19 protein-coding genes and 1 riboswitch are annotated in these 25,985 nt (G+C 30.6%); of the genes, 7 read left to right on the top strand and 12 right to left on the bottom strand.

From position 1 onward, the window contains the following. Nucleotides 1-78 precede the first annotated feature (78 nt). On the top strand, nt 79-942 hold the full coding sequence (locus AC2GW8_RS15265) for a helix-turn-helix domain-containing protein (protein ID WP_440880743.1): 864 nt from the start codon (nt 79-81) through the stop codon (nt 940-942). On the opposite strand, the gene AC2GW8_RS15260 is transcribed toward AC2GW8_RS15265, so the two are convergent. Together AC2GW8_RS15260 and AC2GW8_RS15255 are read right to left on the bottom strand one after the other, a co-directional pair. Continuing rightward, nucleotides 943-2,235, bottom strand: coding sequence for an MFS transporter (locus tag AC2GW8_RS15260; protein ID WP_440880742.1), 1,293 nt, complete (start codon nt 2,233-2,235; stop codon nt 943-945). It lies immediately after the preceding gene. A gap of 59 nt (nt 2,236-2,294) precedes the next feature. Further along, the gene (locus tag AC2GW8_RS15255; RefSeq protein WP_440880741.1) at nt 2,295-3,104 is read right to left on the bottom strand and encodes a M48 family metallopeptidase; all 810 of its coding nucleotides are present in this window, start codon (nt 3,102-3,104) and stop codon (nt 2,295-2,297) included. A gap of 118 nt (nt 3,105-3,222) precedes the next feature. Between AC2GW8_RS15255 and AC2GW8_RS15250 the strand changes: the two genes are divergently transcribed. After that, nucleotides 3,223-4,095, top strand: a complete 873-nt coding sequence (locus tag AC2GW8_RS15250) for an alpha/beta fold hydrolase (RefSeq protein ID WP_440880740.1) — start codon at nt 3,223-3,225, stop codon at nt 4,093-4,095. A gap of 14 nt (nt 4,096-4,109) precedes the next feature. Next, complete coding sequence (gene msrB, locus AC2GW8_RS15245; protein ID WP_440880739.1) at nt 4,110-4,583, top strand: peptide-methionine (R)-S-oxide reductase MsrB; 474 nt, start codon at nt 4,110-4,112, stop codon at nt 4,581-4,583. Between the two features lie 133 nt (nt 4,584-4,716). On the opposite strand, the gene AC2GW8_RS15240 is transcribed toward msrB, so the two are convergent. Continuing rightward, entirely contained in the window at nt 4,717-5,274 is a 558-nt protein-coding gene (locus tag AC2GW8_RS15240; protein WP_440880738.1) for a DUF3575 domain-containing protein, read from the bottom strand. A gap of 1,529 nt (nt 5,275-6,803) precedes the next feature. Between AC2GW8_RS15240 and ffh the strand changes: the two genes are divergently transcribed. Beyond that, on the top strand, nt 6,804-8,132 hold the full coding sequence (ffh, locus tag AC2GW8_RS15235) for a signal recognition particle protein (protein WP_440880737.1): 1,329 nt from the start codon (nt 6,804-6,806) through the stop codon (nt 8,130-8,132). Nucleotides 8,133-8,219: 87 nt separating this feature from the next. Further along, nucleotides 8,220-9,098 (top strand): bifunctional methylenetetrahydrofolate dehydrogenase/methenyltetrahydrofolate cyclohydrolase FolD, encoded by an 879-nt coding sequence (gene folD, locus AC2GW8_RS15230; RefSeq protein ID WP_440880736.1) that lies wholly within the window; start codon nt 8,220-8,222, stop codon nt 9,096-9,098. 1,224 nt (nt 9,099-10,322) lie between these two features. On the opposite strand, the gene AC2GW8_RS15225 is transcribed toward folD, so the two are convergent. Beyond that, the gene (locus AC2GW8_RS15225) at nt 10,323-12,962 is read right to left on the bottom strand and encodes a valine--tRNA ligase (protein ID WP_440880735.1); all 2,640 of its coding nucleotides are present in this window, start codon (nt 12,960-12,962) and stop codon (nt 10,323-10,325) included. Between the two features lie 172 nt (nt 12,963-13,134). Here AC2GW8_RS15225 and AC2GW8_RS15220 point away from each other — a divergent pair, with 172 nt between their 5' ends. Next, entirely contained in the window at nt 13,135-13,632 is a 498-nt protein-coding gene (locus tag AC2GW8_RS15220) for a DUF1573 domain-containing protein (RefSeq protein WP_440880734.1), read from the top strand. 96 nt (nt 13,633-13,728) lie between these two features. Here the strand turns inward: AC2GW8_RS15220 and AC2GW8_RS15215 are convergent, their stop codons facing one another. From AC2GW8_RS15215 to AC2GW8_RS15190, 6 genes are all read right to left on the bottom strand, one after another. After that, nucleotides 13,729-14,832: an efflux RND transporter periplasmic adaptor subunit gene (locus tag AC2GW8_RS15215; RefSeq protein ID WP_440880733.1), complete on the bottom strand. Its 1,104-nt coding sequence runs from the start codon at nt 14,830-14,832 to the stop codon at nt 13,729-13,731. A 15-nt stretch (nt 14,833-14,847) separates the two neighbouring features. Further along, entirely contained in the window at nt 14,848-16,092 is a 1,245-nt protein-coding gene (locus AC2GW8_RS15210; RefSeq protein WP_440880732.1) for an ABC transporter permease, read from the bottom strand. 2 nt (nt 16,093-16,094) lie between these two features. After that, nucleotides 16,095-17,324: an ABC transporter permease gene (locus tag AC2GW8_RS15205; RefSeq protein ID WP_440880731.1), complete on the bottom strand. Its 1,230-nt coding sequence runs from the start codon at nt 17,322-17,324 to the stop codon at nt 16,095-16,097. After that, entirely contained in the window at nt 17,317-18,024 is a 708-nt protein-coding gene (locus AC2GW8_RS15200) for an ABC transporter ATP-binding protein (RefSeq protein ID WP_440880730.1), read from the bottom strand. The genes AC2GW8_RS15205 and AC2GW8_RS15200 overlap by 8 nt, the downstream gene beginning before the upstream one ends. A gap of 601 nt (nt 18,025-18,625) precedes the next feature. Then, nucleotides 18,626-18,781, bottom strand: coding sequence for a hypothetical protein (locus AC2GW8_RS15195; RefSeq protein ID WP_440880729.1), 156 nt, complete (start codon nt 18,779-18,781; stop codon nt 18,626-18,628). A 631-nt stretch (nt 18,782-19,412) separates the two neighbouring features. Continuing rightward, entirely contained in the window at nt 19,413-21,311 is a 1,899-nt protein-coding gene (locus AC2GW8_RS15190) for a TonB-dependent receptor plug domain-containing protein (protein ID WP_440880728.1), read from the bottom strand. 82 nt (nt 21,312-21,393) lie between these two features. Further along, nucleotides 21,394-21,587: riboswitch (cobalamin riboswitch) on the bottom strand. Between the two features lie 274 nt (nt 21,588-21,861). On the opposite strand from AC2GW8_RS15190, the gene AC2GW8_RS15185 reads away from it, so the two are divergent. Continuing rightward, entirely contained in the window at nt 21,862-22,974 is a 1,113-nt protein-coding gene (locus AC2GW8_RS15185; RefSeq protein WP_440880727.1) for an ABC transporter substrate-binding protein, read from the top strand. Nucleotides 22,975-22,985: 11 nt separating this feature from the next. Here the strand turns inward: AC2GW8_RS15185 and AC2GW8_RS15180 are convergent, their stop codons facing one another. Both AC2GW8_RS15180 and AC2GW8_RS15175 read right to left on the bottom strand, forming a co-directional pair. Beyond that, nucleotides 22,986-24,890, bottom strand: a complete 1,905-nt coding sequence (locus AC2GW8_RS15180; RefSeq protein WP_440880726.1) for an OmpA family protein — start codon at nt 24,888-24,890, stop codon at nt 22,986-22,988. Nucleotides 24,891-24,921: 31 nt separating this feature from the next. Next, entirely contained in the window at nt 24,922-25,845 is a 924-nt protein-coding gene (locus AC2GW8_RS15175) for a PorP/SprF family type IX secretion system membrane protein (RefSeq protein ID WP_440880725.1), read from the bottom strand. Between the last annotated feature and the right edge of the window lie 140 nt (nt 25,846-25,985).

The raw sequence follows: 25,985 nt of genomic DNA, 5'->3' as shown, positions 1-25,985 counted from the left end.
AAAAACATTAATTTTAAGTTGCTTTTCTTTAATTATGCTTCCTACTATAACTATTAAGAAATCCCCTAATATATTTAAATGTATCATCCTAATAACAAAAGAAAAGTTTTTGATCTTGAGAAAATTGGTATCAATGGTTGCTTAGACTTTGGATATTATAACTATCATATAGCTGAACCTAACCTAGAAATACATAAGCATAACGATTCTATAGAAATATGTTATTACTTAAAAGGTGAACAATTCTATGAAATAGAACAAGAACTTTTTAAGTTAAGTGGCAATGATTTTCTTATTGTCCCTCCTAACATTCCACATGGATCAGGTTCTTATCCTGAAAACATTGGTGAACTGTTTTGGTTACAAATAAAATTATGTGAAAATGATAATTTATGCTATTTATCAAAAGATGAATCTAAACACTTAATAAAAAAATTAAGATCTAGAGAAAGAAAAATTTTTAAAGGAGCATTCAATTTAAAACCTATTTTAAAAAAAATATTAGAATACTTAGAGGGAGAGTACAACGATTTTAATAAAATATGTATTAAAAATTTAATTATTCAACTTTTGATACAAACCTTTATTGAAAGTAATAAAAAAGAGTTTAAAGACCACACTCAAAAATTAAATGAAATAGAAAACTACATAAAAAAAAATATACACAGACAAATTTATGTAGACGAGCTAGCTACTCTTTTTTCTTTATCCACTGCATATTTTAAAATTTGGTTTAAGCAAAACTTTGGGACTCCACCGAATACGTACATAAGCCGCATAAAAATACAATACGCAAAAGAAATGATGAAAAAAACCGATACCCTAGTAACGAAAATAGCTTATGACTTAGGGTACAATTCTTCTCAATATTTTGCTACCGTATTCAAAAAGCATGTTGGTGTTTCTCCCAAAGCTTACATTAAATCAGTGAAAAAAAAGTAGCTACGCTACATATTTGGTTTTTTTTAAAGTACTTAAGATCACAAAAGATATTAAAAAGAAAATTGCTAAACACAGAACACTCCATTGCATAGAACTCGTAATAGCGTACAATAGCCCATATACAAAAGTACCCAAGACAATAGCTATTTTTTCTGTTACATCATAAAAGCTAAAGTAAATCGCATGTTCTTGAGTATCTGGTAATAATTTTGAATAAGTAGACCTTGTCAACGATTGAATAGCTCCTAATACAAACCCTAACAACCCCCCCAATCCAAAGAAATAAACATCTACATTTTTTTGATTTTTATCAAGTAAAAAAGCGCAAAAACAAACTAAAGTCCAAACCGCTAGTGTTATTTTTAAAGCACGAATGTTACCGAATTTTTCAGAAATTCTAGAAAAAAGAAATGCACCAAAAATAGCTACGATTTGAACTAACAAAACAGTGATTATCATACTTGTTGAATCCAAGCCTAATTCTTTTGAACCAAAAATAGTTGATGTCAATATTATTGTTTGAACTCCAATACTCAATAAAAAAAATGAAACTAAAAATTTTCTTAGAGAAGCATAATTTTTTAATTCAAAAAACACAACTTTAAGTTCACGAAAACCTTTCCATATATAATCATTATCTGGTTTCTTATTATAAATATTATTGGGTAACCTTCGAAAGGTAAGATGAGCGAAACCTACCCACCAAATTCCAACAATAACAAATGAATAACGCATCATTGTCAATTTATCTTCATTGTTTTCTTGATATAAAATCATCCCCAAACATATTAGTAAAAGAATAACTGACCCCACGTATCCGAATATAAACCCCTTTGCACTTGCTCTATCTTGTTGTTCTGGTAGTGCTACTTCAGGTAAATATGCATTATAAAAAACCAAGCTCGCCCAGAAGCCGATACTTGCTAAAATGGTAAACCAAATACCGATTGATATTGAATCTGTGTCTTCAAAAAAATATAAACTCATTACAGACAAGGATCCGATCCAACAAAAAAACTTAAGAAACTGTTTCTTATTTCCTGTATAATCAGCTATTCCGGAAAGTATAGGAGAGATAAAAGCGACTACTAAAAATGAAAAAGACAAAGCATAATTATAAAGAGCCTCTGGATGTTCCCATTTAACTCCTAAAAAGTTTACTATCTTATTTTCTGTTATTGCTCCGTAGTACAAAGGAAAAATAGATGTACTAATAACTAGAGAATAAACTGAATTGGCCCAGTCATAAAAAGCCCAACTCTTTATTATTTTTTTACTTCCAATTTTATGCATAGTAGAATAAAAAACCGCTCTATTATTAGAACGGTTCGCAATATAATATAAAATATAACTTATTTTTTAGCAGATACATTATATTTTGAAGCCAATTGACGTGCTTCAGGTAAATATGATCTTAGGGTTTGAATTCTTGTTTCATTCGAGGGATGCGTACTCATAAATTCAGGAGGTGATTTTTTTCCTGCTCGTTGGCTCATTCTCACCCATACTTCAGCTGCTTCATTACCATTATAGCCTGCCATCAACATAAAAACTAACCCTAATTTATCTGCCTCTGTTTCGTGAGTTCTACTAAACGGTAACATTACCCCTACTTGGCTTCCTATTCCGTAGGCAGTGTTCCATAAAGCCGCATTTTCACTATTTCTTGTCCCTAATGCTACAGCTACACCTCCAATTTGTTGTAATTGACCGGTAGACATACGTTCTTGACCATGTTTTGCAAAAGCATGAGCAACCTCGTGTCCCATTACAGCCGCAACTCCATCTTCATTTGCACATATAGGCATTATTCCAGTATAAAAAACTACCTTCCCTCCAGGTAAACACCAAGCATTAACAGTTTTATCCTCAACAAGATTGAACTCCCATTTATAAGAATTTGCCTCTGCCTGCATTCCATTAACTCTCATGAATTTATCAACAGCCTCTGAAATTCTTTTTCCAACCCTTTTTATTTGTGTTGATTTAGAAACATCTTTCGATAGTTTATTTTCTTTTAAAAACCCTTCATACTGAGCAAAACTAGCTGGTAAAACCTGTGAGTCACTTACCATATTTAATCTTTTTCTTCCTGTAATGGGTACTGTACTACATTGAATTAAAAAAATGCTAATGAATGATAAAACTATTATTTTTTTCATGCTTCCGTATTTTTTCATATTATTAAACGTTGGACACAAAAATACACTTCATGTCACAAAACAAATAATTATTTATTTAATTAATTTTACAAAATACAATTCTTAATAAAAAGTTTTAATGGATATTAACCAAAAAAAATTACTTCAAAGAAGTATTGAAATACCTAAAAAAATAATTCTAATAGGAAAAGTAATACAATTTTTTTCAAAATCAATGGTTACTAAATTTGCTGCAAAATTATTTGTTACACCTGCTAAATTCCCTCCTACTGAAAGAGAAAAAATGCTTTATAAAAGCGCTCAAAAAACTAGCTTAACCATCTCTAGCATAGGTAAAACAATTGAAGTTTTACAATATGGATACTCGAAAAAAAAAGTTCTTTTTGTGCATGGATGGTCAGGTAGAAGTACTCAACTTTTTTTAACTGCAGACAGGCTTTTAGAGAATGGATACATGTATATTTCTTTTAGTGGTCCTGCTCATGGTAATTCATCTGGAAACTCTACTTCAATGCCTGAATTTATTGAAGCAATAAAAGAGATCAATTTACAATTTGGTCCTTTTGATGTGGCCATTGGGCATTCTTTCGGTGGAATGTGTTTGTATAATTCTATAGCTGAAGGCTTTTCTGTAAAGAAAATTATTACTATAGGAGCTCCAGATAAAATATCAGAAGTTATCCGAAGATTCACTGATAGTATGGAATTAAAAGAAGTAATTTCTAAAAAAATAAAGAAAACATTCGATACAAAATGGCATAAAAATATTGATGATCATTCATCTAGTATTGTTTCTAAAAACATATCTATTCCAACATTAGTTATTCACGACAGTATGGATAATGATGTCCTTGTAAGTTCTGCATTTAAAATTCGTCAAAGCTTGAAACAAGGTAAAATTTTAATCACTGAAGGATTGGGGCACACTAAAATACTCAGGAATCAAAAAGTAACTTCAAGGATTATTGACTTTATAAAAACGAACAAATAAATTAAATTTCATCCATGGTAATTAAAAAACGTAAATTATTAACTATCCTACTTATTTCTTTATTCTCTTCATTATCTGTTGCTCAGATAAAAGAATATAAAATATCTAAATCAAATGACCAATGGAAAAAAATTCTCACAGAAAAACAATACCATATATTGAGAGAATCTGGTACAGAGCGCCCTTTTAGTAGTTCATTAGATAATAATTATCAAAAAGGTACCTATGTTTGCGCTGCTTGCAAAACACCTTTATATAAATCTGAACACAAATATAATTCTGAATCTGGATGGCCTTCTTTTGATAGAGAAATCAGCGGTAGTATTGAAACTGATGTTGACTATAAAGTTGGCTATGCAAGAACAGAATTAAAATGTAATTCCTGTGGGGGGCATCTAGGTCACTTATTTAATGACGGGCCTAAAAAGACAACAGGAAAACGTCATTGTATCAATGGAACTGCATTAAAATTTATTCCTTTTAAATGATCTTTATCCTGTATCAATTAAATATTAATTTAAATAATATTGTTTTAACAGTCTTGTAGTACAATAAAAAATTGATACTTCTAAATGTAAAATCATCAATTTTCAATCTTGTATGACTATTTTAAATTTAAAATTATTTCTTTTCATTTTTAAATAAAGGAATTCGGTAAACAACCATAATACCTCCTCTATAAGGAATTAATTCACCACTCAAATTAAAAGGACGAGGTCTAATTTCATCTTTACTATCAACACGTTGTCCATTACTATCATATCCTCGATAATTAGCTTGTTGGCTACCCCCGCCGACAAAAAACTCTAGTCCCCAGTTTTTACCAATATCTAGTTTATAACCTACTGTAAACCCAAAGTAAGTATTACGCCCTGACTGATAAGTATACTTTGCTTTACCATACTTTTTTAATGTGAACATTCCAACTCCTATATGTCCTCCAATAAAAAAGCCTTTCATATTCGATTTAAAGTACCTTCTATACTCGGGAAAAATTTGGGTTATATGAAGAGGACTTCCGTTAAATGAATCCCAGAAAGAAGCTAATACATCAAGTTGAGCACTACTCTTTTCTGTTAATTGAACTTCCAACCCTACATTCGGAATTAAAAAAACTCCCGTTAAAGCATTGAATTTAAACTCCATCTGTGCATTAATAGAATGAATCTTTAATAACAAACACAAAAAAATTAAAACATGAACCTTTCTCAAAATACTTTTTTTTAAAAAGGGCAAAGCTAACTAATAATAATGCTTACAAAAAAATATATTTTATTAAAATTTCCTCTTGCTTTCCTATTGTTTTCTGTCTTATTTTAGCTTTTAAAAAACAGATGATACTCTAGAAATTTTCATATAATAGTAGCTCCTTATGCCCTTTATGAAAAATATTAATATCAAGTTACCAATAAAAAGATATTTGTATAAGTAAAGTTTCTATTTACCATACTTTAAAATAATATCAATGCGTGTTTAATACTTTAAGCTAAAAGTAAATAAAGCCTTACATAGGCTAAAAGATCTCGAAAAAATTAAAAAGGTTACTATCGTCGAAACTAAAAAATTTTAAACTTTACTTAATACTGATGTTACATTTTAATAGCTAAAATATTTTACAAGATATATCAAATAAAAAAATATCTAGTCAAAACATTCGAATCACTTTAAATCTAAATCCATGACAATTAGTGGTTGGACAAATTAAATAAAAATTAACATTGATCAACTATAATTTTAAATCTTAACCTATATTTATTCAAATATGATACTAGTAATAGACTTCTATTCATTTTTCCAATTTTTAAAAAAATATGAAACCACTTTTTAATCATTTACTCCTTTAAACAAATATTTAAATTTTGAAACCATTTTCCCAAGTTATTGTAATTTCCTTTTCTATAAAAACACTTGATTGATTTTTAATCCATTAGTAAAATATACAATATCATCTTGAATTACTTTGATAATTCAACTAGTTCTTCTAGTTTGAGATCAATAATAAACTTTTTATTATCATTGGTGATTAATATTATTATTGATAGACTCTGATCCGATAATACAATTTTTAATGATTCCCAGAAGAATTTCCGCTAGCCATTTTTTTCCTGCTGATTTTTTTTCTCACTCCATATTTTATGATATTTTTTGTAATAAGTTGCCTAATAATCTAATGACTACTTCCCTAGTTATCCAAAACTAAAATTTTCACTTCAAAATAACCTCTATCGGAGAAGCTTACAATATTCTTATCGCCTTCTAATGGAGTTACCTACCACTCAAATTGTAATTTACAAATTAGATTTATTTTTTAAACGTACATTGGAAACTCTATTACTATAAAAATAGAGTAACAGTACTTTTCAGTGTTCGTTAAACCATAAAAATGTTTTGCTTACAGATTTCCAAATACAAAGTTAACCATCTAATTATAGCTGTTATTAGGGTATCTTTTAATTAATCTTTTATCAAAAGTAATAGCGAAATCTTAGTCAAAAAATTCAGATTTAATGAGCTGTAAATTTTATATAGCCAATTGTATTTTCTCTTTTTAAAATCTAAAAATATTCAATTAAAGAAGTTGTATAACTAGAAATTGTGGAAGAAAAAATGACTCTTTTTTATACTTTTCAAAATAAAACTTGTCTTTCTTAAACAAGCACATATGATACAAATTCCCTATATTTGCAACTCTAAAATGATGCCTATACATGTTTAATAATTTAAGCGAAAAATTAGATAAAGCGTTACATACGCTAAAAGGTCACGGAAAAATCACAGAAGTTAACGTTGCCGAAACTTTAAAAGAAGTCCGTAGAGCTTTACTAGATGCTGATGTTAACTTTAAAATAGCTAAAAATTTCACAAAATCTGTCAAAGAAAAGGCCATTGGGCAAGACGTATTGACTACGTTGAACCCTGGACAATTAATGGTTAAGCTTGTTAAGGATGAATTAACAAATTTAATGGGTGGAGATGCTGTTGGCATAAATTTAGGAGGATCCCCGACAGTAATTTTAATGTCAGGGCTACAAGGTTCTGGTAAAACTACTTTTTCTGGTAAACTTGCAAACTTTTTAAAAACAAAAAAATCTAAACAAGTATTACTAGTCGGTTGTGATGTTTATCGTCCTGCGGCCATCAATCAACTTCGCGTAGTTGGAGAACAAATAGGTATTGAAGTATATGCTGAGGAAGGTAATCAAAACCCTGTTGAAATATCTAAAAATGCTATTCAACATGCGAAGGCAAACAGTAAAAACGTTGTTATTATAGATACAGCAGGTCGACTAGCTGTAGATGAAGAGATGATGACTGAAATCTCTGAAATCCATAAAGCTGTTACTCCGCAAGAGACACTTTTTGTAGTGGATTCAATGACAGGTCAAGATGCTGTTAATACGGCTAAAGCCTTTAATGATGTTTTAAATTTTGATGGAGTTGTTCTAACCAAATTAGACGGAGATACGCGTGGTGGTGCAGCATTATCTATCAAATCAGTTGTAGACAAACCAATAAAATTTATTGGTACTGGAGAAAAAATGGATGCTATAGATATATTTCATCCAGATCGTATGGCTGACCGTATACTGGGAATGGGAGATGTTATTTCCCTAGTGGAGCGTGCCCAAGAACAATATGATGAGCAAGAAGCAAGAAAACTTCAAAAGAAAATTGCTAAAAATCAATTCGGTTTTGATGATTTTTTAAGCCAAATTCAACAAATTAAAAAAATGGGAAGCATGAAAGATTTAGTTGGCATGATTCCTGGAGCTGGAAAAGCTTTAAAAGATATAGATATAGACGATAATGCTTTCAAAGGAATTGAAGCAATTATTCATTCTATGACTCCTTCTGAAAGAAGTACCCCTACCATGATTAACTCAAGTCGTAAAAAAAGAATTGCAAAAGGATCTGGAACTTCCGTTCAGGAAGTAAATCAACTCATGAAACAATTTGATCAAATGAGTAAGATGATGAAAATGATGCAAGGTGGCGGTGGAAGGAAAATGATGCAAATGATGAGAGGAATGAGATAAAATTAAAACATAAACAATATAAAAAGAGAAGTAAAAACTTCTCTTTTTATATTTTATTATACTTGATAAAACCACAACACAAAAATCATGATATTACTTGACGGAAAAAAGACTTCAGCTGATATTAAAGAAGAAATTGCTCTAGAAGTCTCAGAATTAAAAAATCAAGATAAAAAACCACCTCATTTAGCAGCTATAATAGTAGGAAATGACGGAGCTAGCTTAACATACGTAAATGCGAAAGTAAAAGCTTGTGAACGGGTAGGTTTTGAATCTACATTAATTCGACTAACTGAAAAAACAACCGAAGAGGAACTTCTTAATGAGATAGCGGTTCTTAATGTTGATAATGACATTAACGGATTTATAGTGCAATTACCACTTCCAGATCATATTGATGAACACAAGATACTAATGGCCATAGACCCCAAAAAAGACGTTGATGGCTTTCACCCTATGAATGTCGGTAAATTAGCATTAAACCTACCTACTTTTATTTCAGCTACACCATTTGGAATAATCGAATTATTGGAAAGGTACCATATTAAAACTTCAGGCAAAAATGTCGTTGTTATTGGACGAAGTCATATTGTTGGAAGCCCCATGAGTATCTTACTTTCTCAAAAAAGAAAAATAGGAAATGCAACCGTAACGTTGGCACATAGTAGGACACAAAATTTAGAAACCTTAACTAAGGAAGCCGATATAATAGTTGCCGCAATTGGTATCCCTGAATTTTTGAAAGGTAATATGGTAAAAAAAGGTGCTATCATTATTGATGTTGGTATTACAAGAGTTGCAGATGCTTCCAAAAAAAATGGTTTTAGGTTGGTTGGTGATGTAGATTTTAATGCGGTAAAAGATAAAGTTTCTCATATTACCCCTGTTCCTGGAGGAGTTGGGCCAATGACGATTGCGATGCTGTTAAAAAACACCTTATTAGCTTATTATCGACAAGAAAACTAAATTTAATTCATAGAAACCTAAAAAAGGCTATAAATCGGAATTGTAGTCTTTTTTATTTTAAAATATGGACATTTTTGTATCCTTTATGAATTGAAAAAAACTTTACTAAGTCCTCATAATAATTCCTAAAAGCATCAGACTACTCTTTTTCTGGAACAGGATGCATGTAATATAATTGCTGTATATCTATAATATACTCCTAAAACCTAATATTTCTTTTTTTAGCAGCTTAAATTTAAAACTAAGGTTAACATCATTTTGGTAATTTTGCCTTCCAATTGCTTTTTAAAAGCAACAGTATTAAATTCACCCGATTCTTGCTGTTCCATCGCAGCTATCTGATTGGCTTGTGAACTATTTATTCGCTCATTACTTGGTACTGGTGTCGAACGCTGAGCCTTTTATGCTACTTCACCTCCCCTCACTTGTGATGACTTTGTTAGTTAGCTTTACTGGTAAGTGCTGTTTTTAAGGCGATAAAACTAGAATCTTCTGCGACACTTTTAATCGTACGAATGTTTTCTTCTTTCCCTTTCTTTTCCATAGCAAACGGCGGGTATTCTTTAGGGTTAACATTATTTTTTATTCGCCTAGGAAATTGTAGTACTAGAACCGTAATTATTACTCCAGAAAATTGGATTGGATTTGCGTTATTTTGTTATGTTCCTAGATTATCTATTTCTACATGCTCCTTTGTTCTTTCGCTGATTCTTGAACTACTAGAACTGCTGTTTTACCTAATTGTACCTTAAACTTTTAGGGAGCAGATTTGGCAATGCGTTCTTTACTTTTGTCTTTCACCTTAACAACTTTTCTTGTTTTTAAATGACAGAAATCCGAAGCCTTCGAACGAAATTCGAATGTGCTTAACTCGGTTTATGATTTCTAAAAAAACAAAGAAGACAACTATAAAAATATTTTTAAATTCTGTAATTTCAGTAAAAAGTTATTTTAGAAAAATACATAGTATCTTCAGAACAAAACTCATATGCCTAAAAGATAAAAGGCAATAACTAAAAATTAACACTAGGACTTCGCAAAATCTGCCATCAAGAAGTATTTTTTTAAAACTATATAGAGTTCTCAATGCCTTTTTTTCTTCGCTAGCATTCTAAAAAAATAACTCAAAATGGTATTTCATATTAAAAACTTGACTAGCTCTTATAACTAAAAAAGGGACTCTCAAATACGACAGTCCCTTTTATAAATTATACTATTTCTTATTTACTGTAAACTAGCTAAACTATTTTTTATCGTTTCAATTTTTGCCAAAGCATCAGCCTCTTTTTTCTTTTCATTAGCTACTACTTGTTCTGGTGCATTACTCACAAAACGCTCATTAGCCAACTTTTTTTGTACTGATTTAAGGAATCCTTCGGTATAATTAAGCTCTTCTGTTAATTTTTGAACCTCCTCTTCCACATTCACATTATCCGCTGATATTGGTACGAAATACTCATTTGATTTCACGCGAAAACTCAAAGCTCCTTCTATCTTCTCATCAGAGTATGATAATACCTCGATATTTCCTAACTTCTTAATTACATTATCAAAATTAGCTGTAACTTTTTCGTTATTAGTAATTATTAAATCTATGGTTTCTTTGAAAGCTATATTCTTTTCTTTTCTGATTGTTCTAATACCAGAAACCACCTCTGATGCAAAATCAAACTGAGTGATTAAGCTTTCCTCTACTTGTTGAGAAGTTGGATACTTCGCTATAATTAATGCCTCTTCAGGAGTTCTGTTAGCAATAGCTTGCCAAATTTCCTCTGTAATAAATGGCATGAACGGATGTAAGATTTTCAAATTATCTTCAAATAATGCAATTACTTCATTGTAAGTTTTCTCATCTATTGGTTGCTTATATCCAGGCTTTACGATCTCCAATAACCATCCACAGAAATCGTCATAGATTAATTTATATATCGACATGATTACATCACTCAAACGATATTTACTGTAATGATCCTCAATTTCCGTTAAGTTCTTTTGGAATTTTGCTTTGTACCAGTCTAATGCTATCTTACTAGATTGTGGCTGCTCCAAAGATTCTGAAACTTCCCAAATATTTGTCAAATAAAAAGCGCTCCACACCTTATTTCCTAGACCTTTTCCTTGTTGGCAAAGAGCTTCATCAAATAAAAGATCATTACCTGCTGCAGAACTTAATAATAAACCAACACGAACACCATCAGCTCCATAATCTTCAATGAGTTTTAAGGCATCAGGAGAATTACCTAATGACTTTGACATTTTTCGACGTTGTTTATCACGCACTAAACCTGTCAAATACACATTTTCGAACGGACGTTGATCTCTATATTCATATCCAGCAACAATCATACGAGCCACCCAAAAAAATAAAATATCTGGACCCGTTACTAAATCATTGGTTGGATAATAATACTTAATTTCTTCATTTTCTGGATTTCTTATCCCATCAAAAACACTCATTGGCCATAACCAAGAAGAGAACCAAGTATCTAAGGCATCTTCATCTTGACGAAGATCTTTTATTGTTAGATCATTATTTTTAGTTTTTTCAACTGCCAATGCTAAAGCCTTTTCAATAGTTTCAGCAACTACAAAATCTTCTTTACCTTCACCATAGTAATAAGCAGGAATTTGCTGTCCCCACCATAATTGACGCGAAATATTCCAGTCACGAACATTTTCCATCCAGTGACGATAGGTATTCTCGAACTTTCTTGGATATAATTTTACATCTCTATTTTCTCCCAATACAGCATCTAAAGCAGGTTTGGCTAAATCTTCCATTTTCAAGAACCATTGATCCGATAATCTTGGCTCAATTACCGCTTTCGTTCTTTCAGAAGTTCCTACTTTATTGGTGTGTTGTTCTATTTTTACTAAATAACCTTTCTCTTCAAGTTCTTTTGCTATTTCTTTTCTTACAACAAACCTGTCCTTTCCTTCATAGTGTAAACCAAATGAATTTAAACTTGCATCTTCATTAAAAATATCAATAACTTCAAGGTTATGTTTATCTCCTAAAACCTTATCATTTTCATCATGTGCAGGAGTTACTTTCAAACATCCTGTTCCGAACTCTACATCAACATAATCATCTTCAATAATAGGAATTACTCTATTAGATAAAGGAACAATTACTTGTTTACCTCTCAAATGAGTGTAACGTTCATCCTCAGGATTAATACATATAGCTGTATCACCTAAAATAGTTTCAGGACGCGTAGTTGCAATAATTACCTTTTCATCAGAATTTACTAAATCATATTGCAAGTAATAAAGATTTCCTTGACGTTCCTCATAAATTACCTCTTCATCAGATAATGTTGTTTTTGCTTCAGGATCCCAATTTACCATACGGAACCCTCTGTAAATAAATCCTTTGTTATATAAATCAACAAAAACCTTTATAACTGATTCTGACAAAGCAGGATCCATTGTAAAAGAAGTTCTTTCCCAATCACAAGAAGCTCCTAACTTTTTTAGTTGCTCTAAAATAATGCCTCCATATTCATTTTTCCATTCCCAGGCATGTTTTAAAAACTCGTCTCTTGTTAGGTCATTTTTATTAATTCCTTGTTCTCTTAATTTAGCAACAACCTTAGCCTCCGTGGCAATAGAAGCATGATCGGTACCTGGAACCCAACATGCATTCTTACCTTGCAAACGTGCCCTTCGAATTAAAACATCTTGAATTGTATTATTAAGCATATGTCCCATATGAAGAACTCCTGTAACATTTGGTGGAGGTATAACAATTGTATACGGTTCTCTTTCATCTACTTCTGAATGAAAATAATTATGTTCTATCCAGTAATCATACCATTTTCCTTCTACTTCTTTAGCGTTATATTTTGATGGAATATTCATATGTTTTTTTTATATTTAGCCTAAATATTTTTTTTGGCATTATTTTTGAAAATAGTAAAGCAAAAATACAACTATCTCTCTGCAATGGAAAAATAGTTTGGTTTTTTTTAAAACAAAAAAAATAATTTTAAATTTGTACATTGGTTAAATAACCCCTTAAAAAATAACATTTATGAAAACAATTTTATCGTTTGTAACTATTTTATTTATTGCATTAACTGTTAATGCTCAAGAAATTCAATTTGACGAAGAAACAATTGATTATGGAAAAATTGCACCGGGCTCTGAAGGAAAAAGAGTTTTTAAATTTACAAATGTTGGAGATGAGCCCTTAATAATAGAAAGTGTTCAATCTACTTGTGGATGTACCGTTCCTAAAAAGCCAGAAAAACCAATAATGCCAGGAGAAAAAGGTGAAATTGAAGTTTCTTATGATACCAAAAGAAAAGGAGGATTCTCAAAAGCAATTACTATTATCTCAAACGCAAAGAGATCTGTAGAACCAAAGAAGTTAGCTGAAATGAATAAAGTTAAAAAATTAGCTAAAAAATTAGCTAAAAAAGCTTCTACTTCAAGAGAATCTGGAAGAACAGTATTAAAAATTAAAGGTTTTGTTGATAATAAAATTGTTCCTGCTAAAGCTAAAAGCATGGTTTCAGATGAAAAATAAAAAACAAACTCTTATTCATAAAAAAAGTCCTGTAATGTACAGGACTTTTTTTATGAATGTAATTTCGAAGAGACTAGAACCTTGCTAACTTAAATTTTATTTTTCTTTTGATGCTTTATTCCAAACTTTAACTTCGTCGTTTTCTTTTAATCCTCCTAAGACTTCTACATTTACTCCATCAGATACTCCTAGCTCGAGGTTTTTCTTTTCAAAGTCGTCATTTTCATTAGTTTTAATTTCAACATAAGGCTTTTCTGTGTCCTTATCAAACCTAAGTAATGATTCTTTAATTGATAGAACACTATCTTTTTTCTCTAAAATAATGTTAGCATTAGCGCTATAACCTGCTCTGACAAAATGAGTATCATCTAAAAATACGTCAGCCTTTATTTTAAATTGAACAGCACCATTCTCTTCTGTCCCTTTTGGGGCTATAAAATTTAACTTTGCTGGGAATTTTTTTCCTTCAATCGCTCCAATAGAAACCTCTATATTGCTATTTTTTACTAATTTACCAACTTCAGATTCATCTACATTTCCTTCAAAAATCATTTTTGTCATATCTGCAATTGTAGCAATCGTTGTTCCTTCATTAAAATTATTGCTTTGAATTACTTGATATCCTTTTTTCACAGGTATCTCTACAATCATACCAGATGTTGTTGCCCTAATATTTGTATTCGCTGTTCTTCCTAATCCTGCTGTTGTACCTCTTTTTATAATATCCAAATCAGATTTAGCATTGTTTAAACCTTGCTTTGCATTATTAAAACTTAGTAGAGAATTTTCATAGTCCTGACCGGATATGACACCTTTATCAAATAGCTTTTTATTTCTATCATACTGTATTTTAGCATTTTCATAAGTTAACTGAGCATTCTTGACAATTCCGTTTGCAGAATTTAAAGACTGTACATTAGGTACTACTCTTATTGTTGCAATTAAATCTCCACTCTCAACAATTACGCCCTCTTCAAGATATACTTTTTCAATAATACCAGAAATTTGTGGTTTAATATCTACTTCTTCTAAAGGAATAACTCTACCTGTTGCCACCGCCTTTTTTTCAATAGTCGCTTTAAATGGTTTTTCTGTATCGTAAGTAACAATATTCTCTTTATTTTTTTTGCCTAACCAAATTAGAACAGTTATAAATAAAACTGTTATAATTACTAAAATGATTTTTGATCTTCTGCTCATAATTTATTAATTGTTTTATTCCTCTCTTAAGGCCTCTATTGGTTTTATTAATGTTGCCATATGTGCTGGTATTAATCCTATCAATGTACCTAGTATAATTAATATTGAAAATGAAATTATTATTATGGGGATATTCACCGTTGGATTTACTAATATTGGATTTTCTCCTGATGCTATCGTAGTATCTAATAAAAAAAGAATACCTCCTCCCAATATTATCCCTAACATACCTGCTATCGTTGTTAAAAAAACAGATTCTAATATAATTTGCCTTCTAATACTTGATGGAGTTGCTCCTAAAGCTCTGCGTATTCCAATTTCTTTTGTTCTTTCTTTTACAGTTATTAATAATATATTACCAATTGCAAAAACTCCTGCTATTAAAGTTGCAATTCCAACAAACCATGTCAAAAACTGCATTCCTTTCAAAAATCCATTTAGTTTATCTATTCTAGTTCCAAGATTAAATGATCCAAACGCTCTTTCATCATCAGGATGAACTTTATGCAAGGCTTTTAATGTTTGGATCATATTTTGTTCTATCTGTTCAATATCAATGTTCTTATTAGCAGTCACCATCATCCAGTCAATATTATTACTTGTATTATATATCTTTTTAAAAGTGGTAAAAGGAATGTAAGCCGTTTCTCCATCAATTTCAACACCACTTGACAACTTATAAATACCCACAACTTTATAGGTTACTTCATTAATTTTTATATACTCTCCTACTGGGTATTCATTTTTTTCAAAAAGTTGTTTATAAATATTTTCAGAAATAACACATACTTTTCTTGTATTGGTAATATCACTTTCATTTATGAACCTTCCATATACCAGATCTTTCTTTTGAATTTTATCCAATACTGGATAATCTCCACTAATTTTAAAATCTCCTGTCTTAAAATTTCTCATCAACCTACTGTTAGTCTGATTTCTAGGAGCTAATAGTTTTATTTCATCTTTATATGTACGTTTTAATATTTCAATATCATCAAAAGTTAGGTTTAGACTTCTACCTTTTTGAAAACCTTTAAAAGGTTTATCTGTTGCTTGAGTCCAGATAAAAACACTATTCGTTGCAAAGTCTCCAAATAATTTTTTAAAATTATTTTCCATTCCTCTTGCGGCTCCCAGTAATACGACCAAAATAAAAATCCCCCACAGAACACCTATAATTGTAATTACAGTTCTAATTTTATTTTTACGGATACTACCGTAAATTTCTTGCCATGTATCGGTATCAAATAAAAATTTCATAACTAATCAGCTCTTAGTGCTACAATTGGTTTTATCTGTGCGGCTTTTTTAGCAGGTAAATACCCAGCTATTAATCCTGATAAAATAAGAATAATAGTTGCAATAATTACGATTCTTGGGCTAACACTTGGATCTTTGATAAAGAACTCCTCTAAACTATCTCCTATGGCACTTAAAATATAGGTCCCTATTGACAAGCCAATGTAACCAGATAAAGCAGTAATTAAAATCGATTCTTGTATAACCATTCCAATAATAGATGCTGGTTGCGCCCCTAATGCTTTTCTTATACCAAATTCCTTTGTTCTTTCTTTAATAACAAAAATCATAATATTACTAATTCCAATAATTCCAGCAATTAAAGTTCCTGAACCAACAAAAATTACTATGAAATATAAGGCTAACATAAATTGATTTATTCCTTGATTTGCCTCAGCTAAGTTATGTACTGATAAGGCACTTTGATCATCTGGGTGAATATCAAGTTTGCTTCTCAGCTCTTTTTCCATTCTATTCCCTAATATAACAGCCTCACTTAAGCTTAACTTGGGATCGTAACCTATGTTAATTTGATCAATATATTCACTATTCCCATATAATCTTTGTGCTGTTGTAACTGGCATGTAAGCTATTCTTTCTTCATTATCTCCCCCCTCATCTGAGAAAACTCCCACTACTTTATATAAAATACCATTAATATTAATTCTTTTTCCTAAAGCTGGTTTTCCCCCGAAAAGATCTTTTTTTATAAGTCTCCCAATGACAACTACTTTCAACTTTCTCTGAAGATCTAGATCATTAATATATCTTCCTTCATCTATTATCGTCTTCTCTAAAAACTGATGATCTGGATGAACCGCTCTTAATGAATAATTATTTTTATTTCTTCCAAATGAAATATTAACATTCTTATAAATTCTTGCTGTTAAGTATTGAATTTTATTTTTATACTCCTTCTTTACAAAATCAAAATCTTTATTCTCAAGCTGAACTTTTCGTCCTGCTTGTAAACCTTTGTATGGTTTTGATGTTTTCCATACCCTTACAAAAATCGCATTTTGAGCATCGTCTACAAAAGCTGTTTTAAATTGGTTTTGAAGACCTGTTACAATTCCAAAAAGTAATGTGAATAACAAAATAGCAAAAGCTACTGTAAAACCTGAAAGAATTGAACGAAGTTTATTTTTTCTAATACTCTGAAATATTTCCCTCCAACGATCTAGATCAAACATAATTATGAGCTTTAGATCTTCCTGTATTTGTTAATTCATCACTTATAATAATTCCGTCTTTCAACCTTACGACCCTATCAGTCTGTTCAGCAACATCTTCTTCATGAGTAATTACAAAAACAGTCATTCCTTCATCATTAATTTCTTTTAATAAATCCATTACAGAATCAGTAGTTGTTGAATCTAGTGCCCCAGTTGGTTCATCTGCTAATACAACTATTGGTTTCGTTACCAATGCCCTTGCTATAGCAACACGTTGCTTTTGACCACCAGACAATTCATTTGGTAAATGATTTGCCCATTGCTTTAATCCTACTTTTTCTAGAAATAATAAAGCCGTTTTCAATCTTTCTTTTCTATTAACACCTTTATAGTAAAGTGGTAAGGCTACGTTTTCAAGTGCTGTCTTATAAGAAATTAAATTAAACGATTGAAAAACAAATCCCAAAAATTTGTTACGTAAAATTGCTGCCTTTTTCTCATTCAAATTTTCAATCGATTGATTATTTAAATAATATCTTCCCTCATCATGAGTATCTAACAATCCAACGATATTCAAAAGTGTAGATTTCCCTGAACCAGAAGACCCCATAATAGAAACAAATTCTCCTTCTTTTATATGAAGATTTAGTCCTTTTAAAACATGAAGAGAATCTTTCCCTATCGGATAAGATTTATGAAGATTTTCTATTCTTATCATTTATATTTTATTTTATGCCTAATAGCTTTTAAAAAGGTGAATGATATATTTTTACAACTAATTCATCAATCTCCTTAATACAAGACGTTTATATTAAATTAATGTTACACTAGGTATAAAGTATTTTATAAGTTTTTCAAAAATTAATACATGTTTAGAAAAACAACATATAAATAAAAAAACCATCAACGGTAAGTCTTTTTTTAAGTAACTTATTTTGCTCTTAAGAGAATTTAATTCTTATATACTTTCATTCTTTTCCTCCTCTGCCTGTCAGTGATAATAGTTTTCCTAAGGATAAATAGATATTCATTTCTTTATCCTCTAAAATAGATTTAATAAGATTTCCTGTGATATCGAAAACTTTATTAAACTATAAATCTACTGATTTGATAGAAGTCCTTCGTCTCTGCCCTGTACACCTAACTTTAAAAACTATTTAATTATTAATTCGATTGGTCTCAAGCGTTAATTATTCTTCTTCGTCAATACCTATAATTAAATAATAGTCTTTATATTCCAAACTATCACCAATATCACGACCTTCATTTGAACCCCTTAACATTTCACAATTATTACTAAAACGATCTGTACAAGTTGATTAAAAACCACCTAGGTTTTGTGAAATACGAGTTCGGTTACCAATTCCTTTATCATCTGAGTATAACACTTCGTTTTCGTATAAATAGAATCTAACCTTTACAGGTGTATTCATGTTGCCCCCTAAATCCTTTAATGCAATAGGATTTATAGTCATATTTCCTCCATATCTATTAATAACAGGTATAATATTATTCTTTTTTATTCGGTCGGTAAATTCGATACAATCATAACAGTCATTTGTTTGAGTTGTATTAACTAAATCAAATAATAAATCTACATCGAGAGGACAACCTCTATTAGATAAACGCCCATATTCATTAAGACAATCGTTCTGGTCATCATAAACATCATCTCCATCTGAATCGGTATCTACAAAAATCCTATTATTTCAATTATTATAAATATCAGAAATTGTAAAAAAACTTAACTCCATTAGTTATTGCTGTAGTTAAATATCCATTTTTGCCGCAATTAACTGCAAATCTTTGCGCCTTACTGGCATAATACCAACATTTGTAAACTTCAGTCTTTCCTAAGGAAATAGCTTTCTTCCAAAGTTTATGTTAAATAAATCTATAATCTTACTTCAATATTAGAATATTGACTCTATCCCAACAGGTCTCTCAACTTTATAGGTAATATAAAATTTATATGGTTTATTATGTTCTTATTTATAAATTCAGTACTTTGAATATAAATCAAATCATTATTTATAACTTTAGTCTAGCATTAAATAAAAGACAAAAAGAATATTACAATTAGTGTATTTTTATTGTTTATTTTTTTTAAAAGTTCAAACGAACTCCTATATTGTAATTTCTTCCTAAAGTTGTAAAACCAAAAACTTCTTGATAATCTTCATTGAAAATATTCGTAGCAACTAAAAACAATTTAACATTTTTGTTTAATTCGTGATTTGCTGAAAAGTTTAATAAAGAATATGCTTCTAATGGAACATTTACCGAAGGATAATTTCTAAAATCTGTATCATCTCTATCGCTAACATACTGATATGTTATACCAAAGTTTGTTTTTTTCAATCCATAATTTACTCCAGCATTTACTTTATGCTTTGGAATTCTTACTACCAAATCTTCGTTATCCGTGTAAGTATAATTTGCATTTACTTTTAAGTTATTTAAAATACTATAATTTACATTAAACTCAATACCTTGAATTTTTGCTTTACCTTGATTTATTGATTTAAAAGTGTTACTGTCAAACCCAATAATATTTTCTAAATCTCTATTAAAATAAACAGTATTTAAAACTAAACTGCCGTATTTGTACTCCACTCCTCCTTCGATTGTATTACTTTCTTGAGGTTCCAAATCTAAATTACCATATTGTACATCATATAAATTTTGAATTGTTGGTGCTAAAAATGCAGTACTATAAGAACCTAAAAACTTAACATAACCCTCTGGTAGTTTGATTCTATACGACGGATTAATATTATATACAAAGTGATTTCCATATTTATTATGAGTATTCAAACGTGCTCCTGCATTTACGTTTAATCCGAATCCAGAAACATAAACTGCATTCAAATAAGGATCGATTAGTCTCGTAATTGGAGATTCAGAATAATTTACTTTTGTTAAGCTAGTTGCCCCAAAAGGAGTATTAAAAGCATCAACAACTTCATTGTACTGAAAATTTAATCCTCCAACTACATAAAACTTATCGAATTGATGCTTAACAAAAGCATCAACGATATAGTTTTCAGATTCCATCGTCGCAGGATAACTTGTTTTTTCTCTATTAGCATTGTATCTACTATATGCTGCATTTACTTGAATACTTCCTTTTCTATAGGTGTATCTTGGGCTCACACTAAGTCTGTAACTCTTATCTAGTGTATTGTTTATTCCATCTGCAAAAGAACCAGCGTCAAAACTATTGTTAAATTCAGAATAACTACCAAAAGTCTTTATTGAAAACTTTTCTCTAAACTTATATCCTAATTTTATATTTGTAGCAATTCTTTGGAACGGGTCATCAATAAAAGTAGTCCCGTCCTCTGCTTTTGCTGAAGAAGTTCCGCGTGTGTCAAAAGATGAGAAATTTACTATGTAATCAAAATTTTCAATCTTACCATTTACATTTACCGAGCTTTGGATTGAAGTACCGTTACTTGATACTTGATCATTATTCGTTCCGCCAAAAATAGATAACGCCACGTTTGACTTTCCTGACTGAGCCTCTTTTAATTTAATATTAATTACTGCTGTTGCTGCTCCTGTTCCATATAAAGTACTTGCCGCTCCTTTTACAACCTCTATTGATTCAACATTACTTAAATCAAGATATCTCAAATCAAATGATCCTGAAAAGTTACCAGGATCAGAAACTTGTACTCCATCGATAAGAACTACAACCTCTTTCGATCTACCTCCTCTAATAAATAAATCAATGTTTTGTCCTGGAGAACTTGTATTTCCATTAATCTCAATTCCAGCAATACCATTAATTACATCTACCACGCTCCTCCCTGCATTATTTTCAATAATTTCTGGAGTAATTTTATGAATTACCTTTCCTGAATTTTCTTTTTTCAATTTAAATTTTGAATCAGAAATTACCACTTCATCTAATTCTACGTTTTTCACTTTCTCTTGAGCATAGCTACTCAACGCAAACATTGATGTTAAAACACTTAAACAAAGTACCTTTTTTTTCATCCTTAATTAGTTATTTTAAATTTTGTTATCAGGAAAAGTATGCATATAGCAATGCCATATCAAACCTTTATCCCGAAAGTTTGTTTTATACTGATAAATGGCAGGTCTCCTGGCTTGCGTCTTGTAATTTGCCTTCCCATTTGATAAAACAGTGGCTAAAGTTTAATTACAAGCATAATAGCTTACAGTTGCGGGAACAGCTTCGGATTTTTACCGAATTCCCTTTTAATTTTCTTCAAACGATTTTAAAGAAAAACCAAAAATCGCGGTAAATATATTCTATTATTTCATAACAACAACTAAAAGTCAACCTTTTAATTATTTTTTCAATAAATAAAAAATTAATTTTTTATTTATACATTATAACAAAAAGTAGCTTTTCTAAATAAGATATGTATACAGATACTTGAAAGTATTTTTTAATTGTATTTTATTGTTTATGTATATTTGTTAAGCTATTAAAATTATTGACCAATCTAATTTATCTTAATATTTTAATAATAAAAATATTAGGTTAGCTGTATCATAAAACACTTCAATCATCCATACTATGAAATATTATTTACTTCTTTTTATAACTCTTCATTCATTAGTACAATGTAAGAATCAAGCTAAAAAACACAAAAAAGAATTAGTAAATAAGTCTTTCATTAAATATGCAAAGGGATTTGATATTATCATTGATGGTAATGAAAAAAAATTAGTACTTAAAAGAATGTCTCAAGCATATAATAAACGACAAACTTTTATTTTAGGTAATGAAACAAATGTCTTTGAAAATAAAATAAAAGTTCCTATTCAATCGATAGTTCTAACAAGTACAAATCACATTCCGATCCTTGAATCATTAAATACTGAACCTTCTTTAATTGGATTTCCCAATACTCAATATATTTCCTCTAAAATTACCCGTGACAGAATAAAAAAGGGAAAAATAATGGAGTTAGGAATCAAACAAGAGATCAATACTGAAAAGCTTATAAACCTAAAACCTGATTTAGTGGTAGGCTATTCTTTACATCCAAATAATAAGCTTTATAAGTATCTAAAAAAAATAAACATCCCTGTTATTTTAAATAGTGATTGGTTAGAAGAATCTCCTTTAGGAAGAGCTGAATGGATTAAATTCTTTGGTGTGCTATACGGCAAAGAAAAGGAAGCTGACAGTATTTTTTCTAAAATAGAAAGTGAATATCTAAGGGTTAAATCCCTTGTTAAAGATTATAGAAATAAATCTACTGTGATATCTGGAAATATGTTTAAAGATGTATGGAACGTACCTGCTGGTAACAGCTATCTTGCTTTATTTTTTAAAGATGCTAATTTAAACTACGCTTGGAAAGATACGCAGGGTACAGGTAGTTTAAATTTAAATTTTGAAAGCGTTCTTGAAAAAGGCAAAAATGCTGACTTTTGGTTAAATTGTGGCTTATTTGAAACTATGGATCAACTAAAAAAATCAAATTATATTTTCAAAAATTTTAAAAGTTTTAACAACAATAACATCTATACAATCGCTCATAAAAAAGGAGAAACAGGTGGATTAATATATTTTGAGCTTTCTCCAATGAGACCAGACTTAGTTTTAAAAGATTTAATTAAAATCACAAATCCCTCTTTATTGGATAATTACGAATTAACTTTTTTCAGTAAGTTAAAATAACCCTAACTATCTTATATTCCTTTATATCCTTTTGTTATAAAAAAATAAGACCTTCTGTTTTGCTCATGTTCTTCTTCCGAACAATTTGATCCGCAATCATTCTGAGGCTGGCTCTCTCCATAACCTATCGCACTTTCTATACGATCAGGGGTAATACCTCTTGATAAAAGATATGATCGTGTAGCGTTTGCCCTCTGCTGTGATAATCGTTGATTAAATAATACTGAGCTCCTGTTATCTGTGTGAGATTCAATACAAATCACCATCGTAGGATGGCTATTCATTACACTAACAATATGTTCCAATTCATACTCAGCATCTGCACGGATAGCAGCTGACCCATAATCAAAATAAATAGGATTAATAACTATTTGATCATCAACTATTAACGAACGTAATGATATATTTACCTCAAGCGACTTCTTATCTTCATCAAGTGTGGATTGCTCTAATTGTCCTTGCTTGTAATCTGACTGTGATGCTACTACTGTAAAATCTTGATCACAATCAAGCTCTGTAAAATTATAAGACCCATTACTATCTGTTAACTGCTCTGATAGTGGTTCTCCTTTATTATTTATCAAACGAACTGAAGCCCCTGAAATCGCAGAACCTGTAACAGAATCACTTATAATACCACTTATTGACTCTTTACACTGATAGATACGAAAACTATAAATATCATCATCGCCTTTACCGCCATCCCTGTTTGATGAAAAATAACCCGCTTTACGAACATCATCTAAAATAAAACCAAAATCATCCATAGGACCATTTATTGGAGATCCTAAATTCATCGGTTTCTCGTAATCTGATCCTTCAATACTACTCTCAAAAACATCCAATGCGCCCAACCCTAAATGTCCGTCTGAAGCAAAATACAATCGGCTATTAGAACCAATGTAAGGAAACATCTCTCTACCTTCTGTGTTAATGATACCTCCCAAGTTCTCCGGAACTCCATAACTCCCATCTGATGAAATCGATACTTTATATAAATCAGTCTCACCAAAGCCCCCTGGCATATCTGACACAAAATAAAGCGTACTTTCATCAAAACTTAATGAAGGGTGACCCACTGAGTAATCATCATCATTGAAAGGTAATTCTTCTATCGCTCCCCAACTACCATCATTCTGTTTATAGCCTCTATAAATCTTCAATTTAGCGGTCTTGCTCTTATCTCCTGAAGTGTTATCTCTTGTAAAATAAATAATCGTACCTTCTTTATTGATAATTGCATTGGACTCGTGAAGGGAACTACTTAAAGAACTCAACTTCTCAGAGGATCCAACATTTAAACTAGCTCCTTCTTTTAACGGATCCTCTAATGACCTATAAATATTTAAATAAGGTTGATTATTCCACTTGTATAACTTCTTATTATCCGAATCGGGTTGGGTGGATGAAAAATATAAATACCCATCATGAACAAAACCTCCAAAATCTGAATATCTTGTATTAACAGCTATATTTTCAATATGAATATATGTCTTAGGACGATTGGTATAGTCTGAAAAATAACTCGTATTACCCTCTAATGATATAACCCTACTATCATCACTCTTTAAATTTTTTAACTTCAACAACCACTTATCGGAATCTATCGTGTTTCCTGTACTCTTTAACACTTGTGAATATCGAAATAAATGCTCCGGAGAAGCTACTCCCTGATAGTCAGACATTAAAACTTCGTAAAAATTAGACGCCTGAGCATATGATGAAATAAAATAATAAGAATCTGCCAACTTACTAATAACTTCATAAGAACGATCTCCTTTATCATAAAGTCCTTGATATAACTCCGCTGATTTACTGTAAGCATACTCTTCAAAGTAACGATCAGCAGCATAACGTCGTTGACCATAACTGCTAAAAAAAACAACTAATAATAGTATAACTATAATCCGTTTCATAATCTCCTGTTTTTGTAATTATTATATTATGTTAAAAAAATCTGGGTGATTTCACCGTTTGAGGTCTAAATAACTCATAACGCAATAAGAATTCATGGGTACCCGAATTATAATTACTATAATTCGATGTTGTTAAATCATAAGCATAACCTAAAGATAATGATCTGCTTACTTGAAAACCTAACAAAGCACTAATCGAATCATCCCAACGCCATGCAATACCTGCGCGAAACTTCTCATTGAATAAAAAGTTAGCTGAAACATCTAATGACAATGGTGCCCCACTAACAACCTTAGTTAGTAAAGCTGGTTTAAACTTGACACTTTTACTTAAAGCGAAAACATAACCCGCTATAAAAAAGTAATGCATACGCTCAACGGCAACACTACCTCCAGCTAAAGTGTCATCATAATGTTCTGTCCGTAAAATATTAGGAACAGCCAAACCTAAATACCATTTATTCGTATAATAATAAACACCTGCTCCTATCGTTGGTAAAAATCTATTAATAGGAACTGATAATTGTTCATCGCCCTTATCTCTGTAAATCCCCTTAGTCCAATCTATATTGAATAACCTTCCACCTAGTTTCAAGCCAAAAGATAAATTACCTTCCTTAGAAGTCCGCACTGTATAAGATACATTCGCATCTATATAAGTTTCACGTGAAGGACCTATAACATCATTTACCAAATTGATACCTAAACCAACTCCACTATAGCCTAATGGAGTATCATAACTTAAATTAAACGTCTGAGGAGCGCCTTCAATACCAACCCATTGGACTCGGCCTAATAAATTGATAACTCCATGTCCCTTAGAGCCTACATAAGCAGGATTAACACTCATCGTATTAAACATGTACTGTGTATAATGTGGATCTTGTTGACTATAAAGGGTAGCGCCTGTAAATAAAAGGCCTAGCATTATAAGGTTCTGTACTATCTTATTCATCTTCGTATACTTTAGGGGTTTATAATTATACTACACGTCTCGATTATTATTTATTATATGTTTGTTTAAAATACCCCTACCCGTATGTAAACTAAGGTAATTCTTTAACCAATATAATTATAAGTTATGACGGCATGATA

This window comes from Tenacibaculum profundi (assembly GCF_057162725.1).
The sequence above is the reverse complement of the archived record's forward strand: the minus strand, read 5'-3'. Positions and strand labels throughout refer to the sequence as shown.

Coding starts and splice junctions, on each gene's coding strand:
- AC2GW8_RS15265 (WP_440880743.1), top strand. CDS start 79: ATGTATCATCCTAATAACAAAAGAAAAGTTTTTGATCTTGAGAAAATT.
- AC2GW8_RS15260 (WP_440880742.1), bottom strand. CDS start 2,235: ATGCATAAAATTGGAAGTAAAAAAATAATAAAGAGTTGGGCTTTTTAT.
- AC2GW8_RS15255 (WP_440880741.1), bottom strand. CDS start 3,104: ATGAAAAAAATAATAGTTTTATCATTCATTAGCATTTTTTTAATTCAA.
- AC2GW8_RS15250 (WP_440880740.1), top strand. CDS start 3,223: ATGGATATTAACCAAAAAAAATTACTTCAAAGAAGTATTGAAATACCT.
- msrB (WP_440880739.1), top strand. CDS start 4,110: ATGGTAATTAAAAAACGTAAATTATTAACTATCCTACTTATTTCTTTA.
- ffh (WP_440880737.1), top strand. CDS start 6,804: ATGTTTAATAATTTAAGCGAAAAATTAGATAAAGCGTTACATACGCTA.
- folD (WP_440880736.1), top strand. CDS start 8,220: ATGATATTACTTGACGGAAAAAAGACTTCAGCTGATATTAAAGAAGAA.
- AC2GW8_RS15225 (WP_440880735.1), bottom strand. CDS start 12,962: ATGAATATTCCATCAAAATATAACGCTAAAGAAGTAGAAGGAAAATGG.
- AC2GW8_RS15220 (WP_440880734.1), top strand. CDS start 13,135: ATGAAAACAATTTTATCGTTTGTAACTATTTTATTTATTGCATTAACT.
- AC2GW8_RS15215 (WP_440880733.1), bottom strand. CDS start 14,832: ATGAGCAGAAGATCAAAAATCATTTTAGTAATTATAACAGTTTTATTT.
- AC2GW8_RS15210 (WP_440880732.1), bottom strand. CDS start 16,092: ATGAAATTTTTATTTGATACCGATACATGGCAAGAAATTTACGGTAGT.
- AC2GW8_RS15205 (WP_440880731.1), bottom strand. CDS start 17,324: ATGTTTGATCTAGATCGTTGGAGGGAAATATTTCAGAGTATTAGAAAA.
- AC2GW8_RS15200 (WP_440880730.1), bottom strand. CDS start 18,024: ATGATAAGAATAGAAAATCTTCATAAATCTTATCCGATAGGGAAAGAT.
- AC2GW8_RS15195 (WP_440880729.1), bottom strand. CDS start 18,781: ATGACTATAAATCCTATTGCATTAAAGGATTTAGGGGGCAACATGAAT.
- AC2GW8_RS15190 (WP_440880728.1), bottom strand. CDS start 21,311: ATGAAAAAAAAGGTACTTTGTTTAAGTGTTTTAACATCAATGTTTGCG.
- AC2GW8_RS15185 (WP_440880727.1), top strand. CDS start 21,862: ATGAAATATTATTTACTTCTTTTTATAACTCTTCATTCATTAGTACAA.
- AC2GW8_RS15180 (WP_440880726.1), bottom strand. CDS start 24,890: ATGAAACGGATTATAGTTATACTATTATTAGTTGTTTTTTTTAGCAGT.
- AC2GW8_RS15175 (WP_440880725.1), bottom strand. CDS start 25,845: ATGAATAAGATAGTACAGAACCTTATAATGCTAGGCCTTTTATTTACA.